The 16,042-nt window shown below is 39.1% G+C and carries 11 protein-coding genes; 4 read left to right on the forward strand and 7 right to left on the reverse strand.

Going from position 1 to position 16,042, the window contains the following annotated elements; all coding sequences use genetic code 11:
* Nucleotides 1-657 (forward strand): tRNA (adenine(22)-N(1))-methyltransferase TrmK, encoded by a 657-nt coding sequence (locus tag L3V38_RS02850; RefSeq protein WP_237118283.1) that lies wholly within the window; start codon nt 1-3, stop codon nt 655-657.
* Here L3V38_RS02850 and L3V38_RS02855 read toward each other — a convergent pair whose 3' ends face one another.
* From L3V38_RS02855 to dinG, 7 genes are all read right to left on the reverse strand, one after another.
* Nucleotides 658-900 (reverse strand): hypothetical protein, encoded by a 243-nt coding sequence (locus tag L3V38_RS02855; protein WP_062569991.1) that lies wholly within the window; start codon nt 898-900, stop codon nt 658-660.
* Between the two features lie 174 nt (nt 901-1,074).
* Nucleotides 1,075-1,233 carry a YbaM family protein gene (locus L3V38_RS02860; RefSeq protein ID WP_130150218.1) on the reverse strand — a complete coding sequence of 53 codons (159 nt, stop codon included), beginning with the start codon at nt 1,231-1,233 and terminating at the stop codon, nt 1,075-1,077.
* Nucleotides 1,223-1,501: a late competence development ComFB family protein gene (locus L3V38_RS02865; protein WP_062569992.1), complete on the reverse strand. Its 279-nt coding sequence runs from the start codon at nt 1,499-1,501 to the stop codon at nt 1,223-1,225. The genes L3V38_RS02860 and L3V38_RS02865 overlap by 11 nt, the downstream gene beginning before the upstream one ends.
* Nucleotides 1,502-1,546: 45 nt before the next feature.
* Nucleotides 1,547-2,440, reverse strand: coding sequence for a histone deacetylase (locus tag L3V38_RS02870; protein WP_237118755.1), 894 nt, complete (start codon nt 2,438-2,440; stop codon nt 1,547-1,549).
* Nucleotides 2,437-3,045: a primosomal replication protein gene (locus L3V38_RS02875; RefSeq protein ID WP_237118284.1), complete on the reverse strand. Its 609-nt coding sequence runs from the start codon at nt 3,043-3,045 to the stop codon at nt 2,437-2,439. The genes L3V38_RS02870 and L3V38_RS02875 overlap by 4 nt, the downstream gene beginning before the upstream one ends.
* Nucleotides 3,046-3,822 carry a TSUP family transporter gene (locus L3V38_RS02880; protein WP_062569995.1) on the reverse strand — a complete coding sequence of 259 codons (777 nt, stop codon included), beginning with the start codon at nt 3,820-3,822 and terminating at the stop codon, nt 3,046-3,048.
* Nucleotides 3,822-5,897 (reverse strand): ATP-dependent DNA helicase DinG, encoded by a 2,076-nt coding sequence (gene dinG, locus L3V38_RS02885; RefSeq protein WP_237118285.1) that lies wholly within the window; start codon nt 5,895-5,897, stop codon nt 3,822-3,824. Before dinG ends, L3V38_RS02880 begins: the two co-directional genes overlap by 1 nt.
* Nucleotides 5,898-6,032: 135 nt before the next feature.
* Here dinG and L3V38_RS02890 point away from each other — a divergent pair, with 135 nt between their 5' ends.
* The 3 genes from L3V38_RS02890 to L3V38_RS02900 all read left to right on the forward strand — a co-directional run bounded on the left by L3V38_RS02890 (nt 6,033) and on the right by L3V38_RS02900 (nt 15,959).
* The gene (locus L3V38_RS02890) at nt 6,033-8,381 is read left to right on the forward strand and encodes a DNA polymerase II (RefSeq protein ID WP_237118286.1); all 2,349 of its coding nucleotides are present in this window, start codon (nt 6,033-6,035) and stop codon (nt 8,379-8,381) included.
* Between the two features lie 232 nt (nt 8,382-8,613).
* The gene (locus L3V38_RS02895) at nt 8,614-11,460 is read left to right on the forward strand and encodes a TonB-dependent receptor (protein ID WP_237118287.1); all 2,847 of its coding nucleotides are present in this window, start codon (nt 8,614-8,616) and stop codon (nt 11,458-11,460) included.
* A 293-nt stretch (nt 11,461-11,753) separates the two neighbouring features.
* The gene (locus L3V38_RS02900; protein WP_237118288.1) at nt 11,754-15,959 is read left to right on the forward strand and encodes a transporter substrate-binding domain-containing protein; all 4,206 of its coding nucleotides are present in this window, start codon (nt 11,754-11,756) and stop codon (nt 15,957-15,959) included.
* Nucleotides 15,960-16,042: the final 83 nt, after the last annotated feature.

The following is a 16,042-nucleotide window of genomic DNA, read 5'->3' on the forward strand; positions in this document are numbered from 1 at the left end:
ATGGCTCTGAGTAAACGTTTATCTGCTATTGCTTCGATGGTCACAACTGAGTACGACGAAATTTGGGACTGTTGTTGCGATCATGGCTTTTTAGGCATTGAATTACTAAAGCAAAATAAGGCGCCGAAGATTCACTTTGTGGATATTGTGCCAGAGCTAATGCAGTCATTGCGTAATATGCTTGAACGCTTTTCGACAGATAGTCAGCGAACAGCTTGGCAGGTTCATTGTCAAGATGTGGCTAGAATTGACCCCAGCCCTAATAAGCGTCATTTGGTCATAATTGCAGGGGTTGGGGGAGATTTACTCGTGCAGTTTTTATCGCAAATAGTATTGCGTAATCCACACTGTCAAATTGATTTTGTTGTTTGTCCCGTTCATCACAGTTATAAAGTGCGAAGCCATATGCAAACATTAAATATGGGCTTAGTCGATGAACAAATGGTTTGTGAAAATAAGCGCTTTTATGAGGTTATTGCTGTTAGTCCACTGTCATCAGAGCCGCTTTCACGGACAGGCAACAAGATGTGGCAATTGAATAGCAAAGAACACAAAGCATATCTACAGCAATTACGTGCTCACTACGGCCGCATGCTGAATCAAGATGCTGAGTATTATCAAGGTGTGCTCGATGAATATAAAGCGCTAGATTGTTAATTACAGCTTATTAATTTCTTGTTTTACGTTATAGCTTGAATCGGTAACAATCGCTTCAAGTGTTTGTACTCGTTGCTTTAATTCAAGTAATTCAGCGGTAACAGCAGCCACTTGTTCATTTGCTTCTTTGCTGTCTTTTAAGGTACGAGATTTAAACTCGAGGTGTTTTTTATACATATCGTAAATAACACCTGAACTGACTGAAATGAGTACAATTAATACCACCATGGTTGTACCTGACATAATTTATTCTCCTTTTATACTTGTACTTTATTCAATAGAGTATAGCTTGCATTATAAAAAGCAAAGGGGTTTCTGTTACAAGGTATTTCCTGTGTCATGCTATAACGGTGGAGATGATAATAAAAATGAGGAGATAAGTACGGTTAAAGCAGCACAATAAATAAACTGCTTAGGTTAATCTGAAGCTTGTGTTAACTTTTTTTCAAAATCAGATTTTACAATTTCAAGGGCTGCGAGTACATCTTCTGCTGGCACATCGTTTTGTTCTAATAGCATGATTAAATCGACAGCAAGCTTAATATGATTTGGCGCAGCCTCCAATTCACGACTCATTATTGAGTTCCTTCTTCTTTGAAACTTGAGTGATGGCAACATCGATAGCGGTTTGTACTTGTTGTTCCATTAGCATTCGCTCTGATTGTGGCAGATAAAACTCCATATCTACATCATAACGAATATAACGGGCAGGTAACTGATTAAGGACTGTACAGCACAAGTCAGCCATGATGTCTTCATTGTACACTGATTCAAGATTGCGTTTTGCAATATCATCTACAACGAGCTTTTCAAAATAGTTGTGAATATCATCGTGTAACTTCATACATATTAACCCTGATTAATTAGTATTTTTAGTGTATACCAAGCTTTAGAATAAATCGACAGCGGCTTTAAAAAGCTGTTTATGTACATTAACTAAACGTTCGGTGTTGCGTTGATAGCCGCCACCTAATGCTGCAAAAATAGGAATGTTATGCGCCTTGGCTTGGCTTAAAACAAAATGGTCGCGTTGATAAACACCCGATAAACTTACCGAAAAATGGCCTAATTCGTCATCACTAAAAATATCTGCACCTGCGTTGTATAAGATAATATCGGGTTGATGCAGTCTAGTTGTAAGCTCAAAGGCTTGTTGCACAGCTTTTAGGTAGTCACTATCTTTCGTGCCATGTTCAAGAGAAAAGTCGTAATTAGAGCACTGCTTTATGCGAGGAAAATTTTGTTCGCAATGAATAGAGCAACTAATAATCTGCTCGTGTTGATTAATAATCTCGGCAGTGCCGTCACCTTGATGTACATCACAATCAAAAATAACTACGGTGTCAGCTTGTTCAGTTTGTATAAGGTGTGCGGCGGCAATCGCTAAGTCATTAAAAATACAAAAACCACTGCCATGATCACTAAATGCATGATGATAACCACCACTTAAGTTAAATGCTGCACCATGCTTTAAAGCATATTCAGCGCCTTGAATCGCTGCTCCCACTGAATATAAACTACGCTCAACAAGTGATTCAGACCAAGGAAAGCCCATTTTTTTAATGGCTTTTGGTGCAAGCGTACCTGCGAGAAATGCATCTATGTAATGCTGATCGTGGCACAGGGCTAAGTGTTCTTTATTTGCTTGCTTGGGTGTTATAAAAAAATCGTCATCAATAAAGTGATTTAGCTGCTCTTTTAACAATTGGTATTTTTGAATTGGAAAGCGGTGTCGCTCTGGTAAATCAAGTGCAGAGTAGCTAGGGTGGTAGTAGTACATTATTTGAGTTGCTGTTTTTCGACTTGCTGTATTTTATCTTCAGTGGCCGAAATGGCTTTTCGGCACCGGCCAAGCCTCGCATGAAGAGCTAATATTTCTTTGTTTATTTCACTCGCTTGGGCAGTATTAGCAGCATCGAGTTTTAATTTTCTTTCTTCAATCATTAACACCAATCTGCGCTCGAACTCATGATTTTGTTTCAGTTCATCATACAGCTCATGCGATGATTGCATAATCTTTTTAACTGCTTGTTTAAAAATATGCTGTTTTGGTTTTGCTTTATAAGTAAATTTATTCTCTTTTGCCCACACAGGCGTTGATTTCATGACATTAAATACCGCCTGCACCTGTTGAGTTATGCGCTCTAGTGCATATTGATAGGCATGACGATGTTCAGCGGGTGGTAAAGTGGCAAGCTCTTCTTCTATCTCAATGACATAATCGACGAGTTTCATGCTCTTTGTCGAAAAGACCCCTTTATCAAACAAACTTGGTTGCGCTTGCATATAACGGTTTTTAGCAAAGAAGTGGCCGTTATCAAATTGTTCAGCTTGGTGCTTAAGCCTAGCAATTTGTTCATGTAGTTTGTTTAAAGCAGGTGAGTTCATTTATAGGTATGCCTCATAAATTAACTTTAAAGCTAAAATGATTACCACAGTATTAAAAACAGGGCGAATCATTTTACTGCCGAATTTTATTGCAGAATGAGCGCCAATCCACGCACCTAACATAAGAAAAAAGCCCATCGTGATACCAAGTAAAAAGTTAACATGGCCCAGTGCGACAAAGGTGATCAACGAGATAAAATTCGAAACAAAGTTCATTGATCGAGCAAGGCCGCAGTTTAGCAGCAAGCTCATTTTATAAAGTAAGCTGTTTGACGCGGTCCAAAAAGTACCTGTGCCTGGGCCTGCTAGGCCATCAAAAAAGCCCAGCCCTAAACCTTGTATCCATTGTTTAAGTTTTGTTTTTGCATCGAGTTTAGGCAGTTCATTATGCTCGGTCGTGCTTAAACTACCAAAGAGGCTGTAGCATGCGACTAAGATAATAACGATAGGAAGTAACTTGTTTAAAAAGTCGATACTAAGGTAATCAACGATTAAGGTACCTAACAGCGCACCTATGGCTGTGGCCATAATGGAAGCGGCCCAAAACCTAGGGTTAAATAGCTTTTTTCGAAAGTAAGTGACACTTGCAGTTAATGAGCCAAAACTCGCAGCTAACTTATTGGTACCTAGGGTTAGATGAGGAGGAAGGCCTGCGGTCAAAAGTGCAGGTACTGTCAGCATACCGCCACCGCCTGCAATTGCATCAATAAAGCCTGCGGCTAAGGCAACAGCGCAAAGTAGTGCCCATGTGGTTGGATCTAAAGCTAATTCAAACATTAATAATCAATTTGTCTTTTAAAGGGTGGCAAGGTATCAAGCATGGCTTTGCCATACCGCTTGGTCACTAAACGGCGATCAAGTATTGTAATGCGACCTTGATCATTTTCTTTGCGCAGCAGTCTACCACAGCTTTGTACTAATTTCTTCGCTGCATCAGGAACAGTGATCGATAAAAAAGGATTGCCTCCTTTACTTTGTACAAATTCCGCTTGGGCTTCTTCAATTGGTGACGTGGGCACTGCAAATGGGATTTTTGTGATTACTAAGTTTTCGAGGTACTTGCCAGGCAGATCAAGCCCCTCTGAGAGACTTTGTGTGCCAAATAAGTAACTAGCGCGACCAAGATCAACATTCGCTTTGTGTTTTTTGAGTAAGGCTTCACGTGACATCTCGCCTTGTACGAGTACATCAATACCTTTACTGCGTAGCATCTTTACAACGTGATCCATCTGCCAATATGAAGCAAACAGGACTAAGTTGGCTTTTTTATCATCTAGGAATTTGGGTAATTGCTCAGCGAGATGATCACTAAACGATTTATCTGTGGGTTCAATATGGCTGCTTGGAATATGCAACGTCGCCTGTTTTGGGTAGTCAAATGGTGAAGGCACTTTGATGTATTTTACGCCTTCTTCTTTTGCAAGCCCGCATTCGTAAGCAAAATGATCAAATGAACCAAGCGCCGTTAGTGTGGCTGAACAGAGCACTGCACCTGCACATTGGTTCCATAATTTATCTTTTAGGTAATAACCGACTTCAATAGGACAATCGCTGAGTAAATGATCATGATGGTTCTTATACTCTAGGCGTTTTATCCACCGTGCATGGGGAATACCTTCGCCTTTTGTGGCATAACTAAACCATAATTTGTTCAGTAACTCTAAGCGATTAATATACTGACCGCTTTCAGCTAAGATAGGATCGGCTACGTAAGGTTTTATATCACCATCACTGACATCTTGTACCAAGGTGTCATGCATTTTGTTAAGAGCGCGTAGAGCATCTAAAGTGGCATCGCTGATATCTTTTGCTTTGGCATGTAAAGAGGCTGGGATTTCACCGTGCTCAAAACGATAGGTATCGTCACTGTTGTAGTTAAAATCTGCATTATCAAGAATATCACGCACCACTTTTAAATTCTTTGCCGCATCATTGATACTGTCACTGAGCTTGAAGTTTTGTCCAATGGCTTTTTGACCTACCAATACATTTGCCATTTTCCCAGCGAATTTAACCAGCTTATCAAGCCAATCTATAGTGCCTTTGATAGTTGCAGCAGCAGATGAAAAGTCTCGGGTGATGTGGGCTAAGTGATGTGCTTCATCAATAACATAAATAGTGTCATCAGGCTCAGGGAGAATTTTACCGCCGCCAAGGTCTAAATCAGCGAGCAATAAAGAATGGTTAATGACGAGCACGTCCATTTGCATAAGACGCTGACGTGCCATGTGAAAAGGGCATAATTGATGAGCACGCATCTGCCGTTGGCATGAGTGCTTATCACAAGCAATTAAGTTCCACACTTTATCAGGAATTGTATCAGCCCAGCTATCGCGGTCGCCTTGCCATTGTTTTTTAGAGTAAGCATCATAAAGTTGCTTTAAACACTTGGTTTCCATATCAGATAATGGAGATGACAGTGTCGGCATAAACTCCATTTGTGTCTGGCTATCACCATTGACTGCAGCACTAAGCTTTTGTGCGCAAATATAGCGTTGACGACCTTTAACCAAGTCAAATTTTATATCTAGCCCTGAGTGTTCTTTAAAAAATGGCAGTTCTTTATTAATGAGCTGTTCTTGAAGGGCGACTGTTGCGGTTGAAATAACCAGCTTTTTCTTTTTTGCCATTGCCAGAGGGATGGCTCCCAAGCAATAGGCAAGTGATTTCCCTGTACCAGTACCCGCTTCTATAACGCAGATACGTTGCGATTTATGGTATTCGCCAGCCAAAGTTTTAGCGATTTCTGCTACTAAATAATTTTGACTGCTACGAGGGCGATAATCAGTTAGGTTATCAGCAACATGCTTATGAATTTGCCTAATTGTTTTTTTTAAAGAGTCAGAAAGCATGTCCAGATAACCTAAAGTATGTATATAATTACAGTAATGAATTTTAGAGATTTAACGCGGTAACTACAAGCAACTTGTGGTTAATTTTGTCGCTCAGCGTTTGCTTTACTCTTATTTAGGCTAAAAGGTTTTTACATGCAGCTTACTTCTGGCTTTATTCTTTCTACGCAATGTTTTGATAATGCCAAAGGTATATCTATCGTAGTGTGGATCTTGTCAGAGCAAGGGCCTGTTAAACTGATTAGTTCGCCGCAAAAGGCTGTATTTTTTGTTCGTGAGCAAGATCTGAACACTGTCAACCGCCTTTTTAATGAGTACCAAATTCACTGTGAAATTAAACATATATCGTTAAAAACATTTCAACAACACCCTGTTGTAGCCTGTCATTTTTCGTCCTTAAAACATTACTATAAAGCAGCGAAACAACTTAAAGCCCACTTTGTGAATGTCTATGAAGACGATATTAGGCCGGTAGATCGCTTTTTGATGGAGCGTTTTATAAAAGGTGCGGTGTGGGCAAAGGGGCGAGTCGTGCAATCTTCACCGCTTCGCGTGTTAACAGATGTTCAGTTTAAACAAAATAATGATTTCACACCTCAGTTTACAAGTCTCTCATTAGATATTGAGTGTAGTGGGGACGGGGTCTTATTTTCTGTTGGTTTAGTGGGGAACAATGTCGATACTGTTTTAATGATTGGTGAGCCGCTTGATACATCAGAGCGTGATTTTAATATTCAATGGTGTGTTGATGAAATAGACCTGCTTACTAAGCTATGTGAACAAATTCAAACTGTTGACCCTGATGTTATTATTGGTTGGAATGTTATTGAGTTTGATTTCAGTGTGCTGCATGAGCGTGCTGAGGCGCTAGGTGTTGAACTTCCCCTAGGTCGTAATAATGAAAAAATGCAGTTAAGGGTCGGCAATTTCACGCGTGTCACAGTCCCAGGCAGAGTTGTTATTGATGGTATTGATACGCTCAAAAATGCCACGTATCACTATGATAGTTTTAGCTTAGCTAATGTAGCCAGTATTGAGCTTGGTGAAGAAAAGCTAATTAGTACGGATAACCGGTTAGATGAGATTGTTCGTCAATTTAACGAGGATAAACTTTCTCTTGCGGCATACAATCGACAAGATTGTATTTTAGTACAGCGTATTTTCAAAAAATTAAAGTTACTCGAATTTGCTGCCGTTCGCAGTCAAATGACAGGTCTTGAACTCGAGAGGATGGGCGGCTCTGTCGCTGCCTTTACCAACCTTTACCTCCCTTTATTACACCGTAGTGGCTATGTGGCACCGAATTTGGGTGATCATGGCTTAAGCTTTGACAGCCCTGGTGGCTATGTTATGAACTCTGAACCAGGGTTATATAAAAATATTGTGGTGCTTGATTATAAAAGTCTTTACCCGTCAATAATGCGTACTTTTTGCATTGACCCTTTAGGTCTAGTCGAGGGACTAAAGCAACCAGAATTAGCGATTGAAGGGTTTAATCAAGCCTTGTTTTCAAGAACGAAGCACCATTTACCTAAACTAATACGCCAATTAGCCACAACCCGACAAGTTGCTAAAGATAACAATCAACCGATGCTTTCGCAGGCCATTAAAATCATTATGAATAGTTTATATGGCGTTTTAGGCTCTAAAGGTTGCCGGTTTTACGATCCGCGTTTATCAAGTTCGATTACCTTACGCGGGCATGAGATCATGCAGACAACAAAGCAATGGATTGAGCAGTGGGGCTACCAAGTTATTTATGGTGATACAGATTCGACATTTGTTAAGCTAGATGATGAATTAAATCCTGCCAGTTGTCATGAAATAGGTATTGAACTTGCTACGAAAATTAATGCGCGATGGCACGCAGAGCTTGAAAAAAATTATAATATAACCAGCTACTTAGAAATTGAATATGAAACCCACTATAGCCCATTTTTTATGCCAACAATACGTGGTAAAGCAACGGGCTCAAAAAAGCGCTATGTAGGTAAGATAGATAAAAATGGCGCCACACACTTAGTGTTCAAAGGAATGGAGACAGTGCGCAGTGATTGGACGGAGTTAGCTCATAAATTTCAAGTTGAGTTGTTTGAAATATTATTTAGCGACTCATACAGTCAAGAGTTAATCATACAAACATTTGATAAGTATGTAAAAAAGCTCTATAACGGCGAATACGATGAGCTGCTTATTTATCGTAAACGTTTAGGTCAACATTTAACTGATTACCAAAAAAATATCCCTCCTCATGTTAAAGCTGCAAAGCAATACCTAGCTGACAACCCTCACCGTGAAATTAAGCGCGGACAAACTATTGAATATGTGTACACCGCACAGGGGGCTGAATTTTATATCGGCAACCATCAATATGATTATTCTGTTTATGTAAATAAGCAATTATTGCCAATTGCTGAAATGATTGTTGGTAATTTAGTTGCAAAATTTGCGTCAATTGAAGACAGGCAAATACAGCTTTTCTAGTTATTTTTGGTGAGTAGTTGGTTGTAAGTGCCGATTTTACTGGTCGTTTGTTTTTTGAGCGAAAAGGTAAGGTTGTTACAGTATAAATTCATTTTATTAAATAAATGTAAATAAAGTGCTGGAAATTTATTTTCATTTGTTTATTATTCTCTGGCCAAACCAAGTTTGGGTAACAAAAAATAAACATAACTATACTAATTATAACCACTATTGGTGGTCCAGGGAGAATCAAATGTTAAATAATCAAGTTTCAAAAGCGGTGCGCCTTGCGCTTGCTTTTGGCGTTGCTTCTACTTCGACAGGTTTTTCTATGGCTGCAAATGCAGCCGATGACGGTGTTGAAAAAGTTGAGCGCATCCAAGTAACAGGTTCACGTATCAAACGTACAGACCTTGAGACGGTTAGTCCTGTTACTGTAATGACTGCTGAAGAGATTAAATTGAGCGGTTTCTCTCGTGTTGAGGATGTATTAAACCAATTACCACAAATTGAAGCTGCGCAAAGTTCATTTCTTGCGAATGGCGCAACGGGTACCGCAACCGTTGACCTTCGTGGTCTTGGCTCAAACAGAACATTGGTATTGATCAATGGCCGCCGTATGCAGGCTGGTAGTATTACATCTCAGGTTCCTGATATTAACCAAATTCCAGCATCATTAGTTAAGCGTGTTGACGTACTAACAGGTGGTGCGGCGGCAGTTTATGGTGCTGATGCTGTTGCGGGTGTTGTTAACTTTGTGATGAACGATGAGTTTGATGGTATCTCATTCAACATGGGAGCATCAGGCTATCAACATAATAATGATAATGGGTATATTCAAGGCCTGATGGATGATCAAGGCTATGATTATGAAACGGGCAATACGGGAATCGATGGTAAGTCATATAGCTTAGATTTAACGGTGGGTAGTGGCTTTGACTCTGGTAAAGGCCATGCAGTTGGTTACGTAACTTACAACCGTCAAACAGAGCTGTTGCAGGGTAGCCGCGACTATTCGTCATGTGCTTTAAATGGTGCGGGTAACGTGTGTGGTGGTTCAGCAAATACACCAAACCCACACTTTGATATCTTCCCTGTAGTTGATGGCGAAGTGGATTATACACAAGAGTTTTGGGGCTATCTAAACCCAAATGGTCAGGGTTTTATTGAAGATGATGGCTATCGTTATAACTATGCGCCTGTGAATCACTTCTTACGCCCAAATGAGCGCTTTACATTAGGTAGCTTCATTGATTATGAAATCAATGAGCACTTTAGACCATACTTAGAGTTCTCATTTATGCACAATAGAACAGCTGGTCAAATCGCTGAGTCGGGGACGTTCTTCAACGAAGAGTTTTTAATGGATTATAACAACCCATTATTGTCGGACTTACAAAAACAGCAGTTGCAAGAGCTTTTTGGTCAAACAGGAAGTGACCAATTTGTTGCTTACATCGGTAAACGTAATGTTGAAGGTGGCCCGCGTGCAGATAATCTAGAGCATACTTCGTATCGTATCCTAACGGGTATGGAAGGTGAGATTAATGATAACTGGACATATGATGTTAGCTATAACTACTCTGCAACAACATCGAGCTCAGTGTATAAAAATGATTTATTAGCACCAAAAATTGGTCCACGTGTTGGTGCTGTTGGTACATCATGTGAAGAAGCAGATGGTTGTCTTTACTATAATGTATTTGAACTAGATGGCGTAACACCTGAGCAAGCAGCGCAGCTAGCAGGTGTTGGTACGCAAACTGGTTTAGTAACACAAACAATTTATAGTGGTTATGTATCAGGTGAGCTTGATTTGACTCTGCCAAGTGCATCTTTACCTATTGCAGCTGTATTTGGTGTGGAACGCCGTGAGCAAGAATATGAGCGTACATCAGATACGGTTTATGAAGAAGGTCAGCTATTAGGTCAAGGTGGTCCATCACCAAGCTTATATGGCTCGATTGATGTAAATGAAGTGTACGGTGAGCTGCAAATTCCAGTGCTAGATGAGTTTAATATTTCAACGGCTGCACGTTGGTCTGATTACTCAACAACAGGTTCAGATACAACTTACTCAATTGGTGGTGATTATACACTAGCCGATGCGTATAAGTTCCGTGCAAGCTTTGCAAAAGCGGTTCGTGCTCCTAATGTTGGTGAGCTATTCGCAGCACAAAGCATCAGCCTTTGGAGTGGTAGTGACGGTTGTGCAAGTGACAGCCCTGCATATGATTCAGCGCAGTGTGCTAACACGGGTGTAACTGGTTCACAGTATGGTGCCGTTACTGCATCACCTGCAGGTCAATACAATCAATTTGCCGGTGGTAATCCAAACCTAAAACCGGAAGAAGCTGAAACCATTACGATTGGTTTAGTTGCAAACCCATTTGATAACTTCAACTTCTCTGTTGACTATTTCCAAATTGAAATGGAAAAAGTAGTGGGTGTTGTGGGTGCTGAGCGCATCTTAAATAACTGTGCTACAACCGGTGATGCTTTCTTCTGTGATAATATTCAACGAAGTGCATCAGGTAGCCTATGGTTAGGCCAAGATGGTTATGTTGTAAACTTAAGTGACAACATTGGTGGTCGTACGTGGGAAGGTGTTGATTTAACAGCTGCTTACACAATGGAGCTTAACGAAGCAACATTGAAATTTGATATTAATGGTTATTACAGCATCAAAAAAGAAGTGGAGCCAATCCTAGGTGATGAGTCACTGGCTTATGATTGTTCTGGTAATGTAAGTACGGACTGTTTTGCATCACCAAAATGGCGTCACACTGCGAATGTAAATTATATTGCAGATGATTGGCGAGTAGGCCTTAAATGGCGTTACTACGGTGGCGTAGACTATGAAGGTGATGCAGATACATCATTAATTGAAAATGGTGGTATTGATTCTTACAACTTCATCGACCTTTCAGGTAATTACTCTGTCAATGAGCACGTAACGCTGACAGGTGGTATTAATAATATCTTTGATAAAGAGCCTCCTATGGTTGGTAACACTATTTCGTCAAACGCGAATACAGTGGCCGGCTACTATGACACTTTAGGTCGTTTTGTACATATGAGTGTTAACCTTAAGTTCTAATGAACTATTAATATTTTTCCCTACTAAGGCCAAGACATTATGTTTTGGCCTTTTTCTTTGTTGCATTAATTGTTTGTTTCGAGCTATTTGACTGGTCTACTTGTGTAACTGCTTGGTTAAATCAATTTTTACACAACATCTAGCCAGTTGTGCGTAAAGTTATTGTTACCGTATTGCTTTTTGGCCTAATCGTTAAATGCAAGAAGTTAATACACAATAGGTCGTTTTATTGTAGGGGATAACTTATTCTCTTATACTTTAATATGTTGAGTGTTAACTCTGAAGGTTTTTTGTTGAAAAGCTATAAATTAATTATATCTCTAGCGCTTTTATTTTTTTGTACTTTTTTTACGCAAGCCGCACAAGAGGATAAACCAAAGCTCAAAGCAGGTATCGTCAATTACAACTTCTTCCCTTACCATACGCGTACAGAGGAGGGGCAATTCTCAGGAGTCATCGTTGGTTACAGTGATGAAATTGCTCGCCTAACCGATTCAAAGCTAGAGTATCAAGTGTTCGATAGTTTAGATCTTCTCCTCGATGCCCTACAAGCTGGAGAAATAGACTTTACGGTTGGTTTAAATAAAACTGAACAGCGTAAAAAGCATTTCTTATTTTCAGCTCCATTCATGGAAGCACCTCAAGGTATTGTAGCCAACCAATCTATTGCCAATGATGCGTTAAAAAACTTGGCAAGTTTACGCTGGGTTTGTATAACCGGAAGCTCTCATTGTGAATATTTAGCACAAAATGGTGCGTTATTTATCAATCGTTTTATAAAACCCGAAGATGCCTTTGATAAAGTATCAGACGGTACTTTTGATGCTTTTTTGGGGGATTACTCGGTACTTTCCCATTATTTAAAAAAGCGCCCACAAAAGAACTTAAAAATAGTAAGCCCAATTTGGCTTGCCAGTGAAACACTTCATGTCATGTTTAACCAGCAGAAGGTCGTATTGAGAAACCAAGTTAATTCTTTACTTGCCTCTATCTCACCGACAACCAAACAGCTATGGGAAAACTCGGCAAGTGAGGAATATTTAGCATCAAAAGCCTATAGTCAGTTTAAGCGAGACTTTAACCGAATAGGGGGGGATGAAGAAACAAACCTATTACTGACATTTTCGTTTGTAGATGACTTATTTCCAGTCAATTCGACGAATAATAATGGTGAAGCAACGGGTTATCTAAACGATACTATGATGTTACTGGCACAGCGAAGTGGTATTCAATTTAAATATATTCCTGCTGCCAATAGTGATGAGTTGGCAAAGTTGTTTCTTGCTAATAAAATTGATCTTATTCCTACCATGACACCTGATAAACTTGATCATGGTACTCTGATTGCTCTTCCTTCACATTATAGTTTCGAGATGATCTTGGTTTCTAAACAAAGAAACAATGGTTCTCGCATTGGTTATCTTGACGTATTTGCAGATCCTAAACAGAAATTAATCACAAATAAACCTATCGAAACTGTCTCGTTTAACTCAGTCAAAACACTTTTCTATGCCCTAAGAAACGATACCATTGATGGGGTGATGTTACCGCAAAGTATAGCGGCTTATCAGCTTAACCAATTTTATATTGGTGAGTTTTATATAAACCCCCGATATCAATACACACAGCCTATTTATTTTTTAATCAATCAAAATTTGCCAGATTTTGCTACATTGCTTGATAGCTTATTTAAAACATTAACAAGTAATGATTTCACTCATATTGTAAATCGGCATGGGATTTTTAGTATTGAGAGAGGTTATGACAGGCAAACGGTTAATACGACAGCTATTTTGGTTTTAATATTGATTTTTGTCTCTATTGTGTACTTTATTGGCTGGCGCTACACCATCAATCGCGAAATAGCCAAGCGACAAAAAGCAGAGCAAGTCGCGTTGGAGAAGTTAAATTTCACCCAAAAGTTAATTGATGATTTACCTACAATGGTGGTGATACAAGATAAAGATCAAAAACGCCTAATGTGGAATAAGGCTTACCGCGAGAACTTTGCGCATTTATGGGATGAGCAAAAACAATTCTTGCGCGATGATTTACCAGTTGTTAAAGACTTGATTGCACAAAACAAATATAGTTTAGACTCAGGAAAAGCTATTAATCAGCAAATTAAATATACCAACCGACAAGGAAAGCAGCTTGATTTGCTCTATACAAAGAAGCCTTATTTCGGAACTGATGAGCAATTGGCTGGAATTTTGACAGTTATAACGGATGTAACACAGCACCACAATTTACAACGAGAGACACAATCCGTGCAGCGTTTGTTACAAACGATAACAGATACGATTCCGGGCGGTGTATTTCAGTATGAGTATTATGATAATGGAGAGGGCTGCTATACCTATATAAGTAAAGGCGCACAAAGTTTACTCGGGATTACCTCCCGTACAGTCAACCAGCGTGGCATGACCGGTTGTATTTCACCGTATATTGATGATGTTGATCGTATCAAAATAGCCAAAGCGTTTAAGTCAGCCAGTAAATTAAATAAAATAATCGACATAGAATTTCGGGTAAATAACTTAGGTCAACAAATTTGGTGTCGTTACATTGCCAACGCTGAAAGTATGACTACTTCGACAAATGAAGGAATTCGTTGGAATGGAATTTTACTCGATATTAGCTTATTAAAAAGACAGCAAGCCGATTTAAGTAAAGCAAATCAATTAGCGCATCAGGCTGAGCTCGCAAAAAGCCGCTTTATAGCCACAATGAGCCATGAATTACGTACGCCAATATCAGGGGTTAATGGCTTTATTGAACTACTAAAGTCATCTACTTTAACAGATGAACAATTCTATTTATTAGAGCACATCGATAGCTCTATTTCTAAGCTACTAAGCTTAGTGAATGATATCTTGTATTTTGCCAATACCAACTCCGGTAACATTGAATTAAATTATCAAGATGTAGATCTTGAATCACACTTGTGTCGTGTTTTTCGTGCTCATGAATACTTAGCAAAAGAAAAAGGTTTAGACTTTACGCTTTCTTGGCGAACAGCAGCTTATACATCTGCACAAATTGATGTAACTCACTTAATGCAAGTGCTTTCAAATGTTCTTAATAATGCGGTTAAATTTACTGAATCAGGTAGCATTAATTGTGACGTATTATTCGATAAACATAAATTAAAAATTGAGGTGTCGGATACGGGCACAGGAATGACTGCACAGCAACTTGCAGATATTTATACCCCTTTCGAGCAAGCTGATGGCTCCACGCAAAGGCGTTATGGCGGGGCAGGGCTTGGACTTACATTGGCTAAGCAATTAATTGAAGCAATGAAAGGGGAAATTACGATTTCCAGCACTTTCTCAAAAGGGACAAATGTATATATTTCGGTTCCATTAACTAATGTATTCAAAGATAAAAGCCCATTACCATCCCTGTATTGGTCAGTATATAGTAATAACCGTCAATTACTTGATAACTTATCGACTATGGGTATTAACTATAATCAGCTATCTTGGCCGATTGATAAAAATACATTTATCAATACGCAGAACATCCTCATTGATGAGCAGTATATGCAGCAGTTATGGGGGGATGATTGGCAACAAGCTATACCGCACTCAAGCAACAGTTATATTATTGTCGCTATCTCTGGTGAGACAAAACCACAGGTAAAATGCTGTTGTCATACTTTGGGGGTTAGCCCTATATACCCAGATCTATTACGTGAACTGTTCAATAATGTTCATGCCAATACTCAATTTATTTCCTCAAAAGGCACGGGTAGTTTACATGGAAAGATTCTGATAGCTGAGGATAATAAAACTAATCAATTACTATTAGAAAAACAGTGCCAGAAGCTGGGTATTAAAGCTGTGATGGTCGAAGATGGTATTGCAGCATTAAATACTCTGCGTAATGGTCATTTTGATTTGTTATTGACCGATTGCCATATGCCACACCTAGATGGCTTTAAATTAACTGAGCAGCTTCGTGGCATGCCTGAGTTTAAATCCTTACCAATTATTGGGTTTACTGCTGATGACTCTCAAGAGTGTCTTGATAAAGCTATGAAAGTAGGGATGAATTGTGTGTTATTTAAGCCATACAAACTTAACGAGTTATATAACAGGCTAGTAGAGTTTATTGATCTACAAAAAGACAAAAACCAGGTACAAGAAACGAATATAGAGTCATCGTTAGCAGGAATAAAAAGCAAACAGCATTGGTTAAATGTTTTTGGGAATGAGGCAGATGCAAAAATGTTGGCAGATGTCTTTGTAAATAGCCTGCACATTGATTTAAGTACGTTAAACGAACAACTCGAAAATAGCGAATATAGTAAGATTTCTTCAACTATTCATAAGCTTAAAGGAGCTATCGTGATGCTTCAGTATCCAGCACTCTCTGAGCTTATAGTGAATACAGAGCAAGAATTTAGCAAAAACCAAGACCCAGAAATTGTTCGAATGCTTATTGTACAGTTGAATGATATCGTGGATAAAATAAAAGAATGGTCTGAATAAAATAGATAAAGTTAGGGTATATAATAGATTATTTTATATTTTCCTCATATACTGGTTGAGGTTCTATATGTAACTTAACTTTT

Source organism: Pseudoalteromonas sp. L1, assembly GCF_021728095.1.
GTDB lineage: Bacteria > Pseudomonadota > Gammaproteobacteria > Enterobacterales > Alteromonadaceae > Pseudoalteromonas.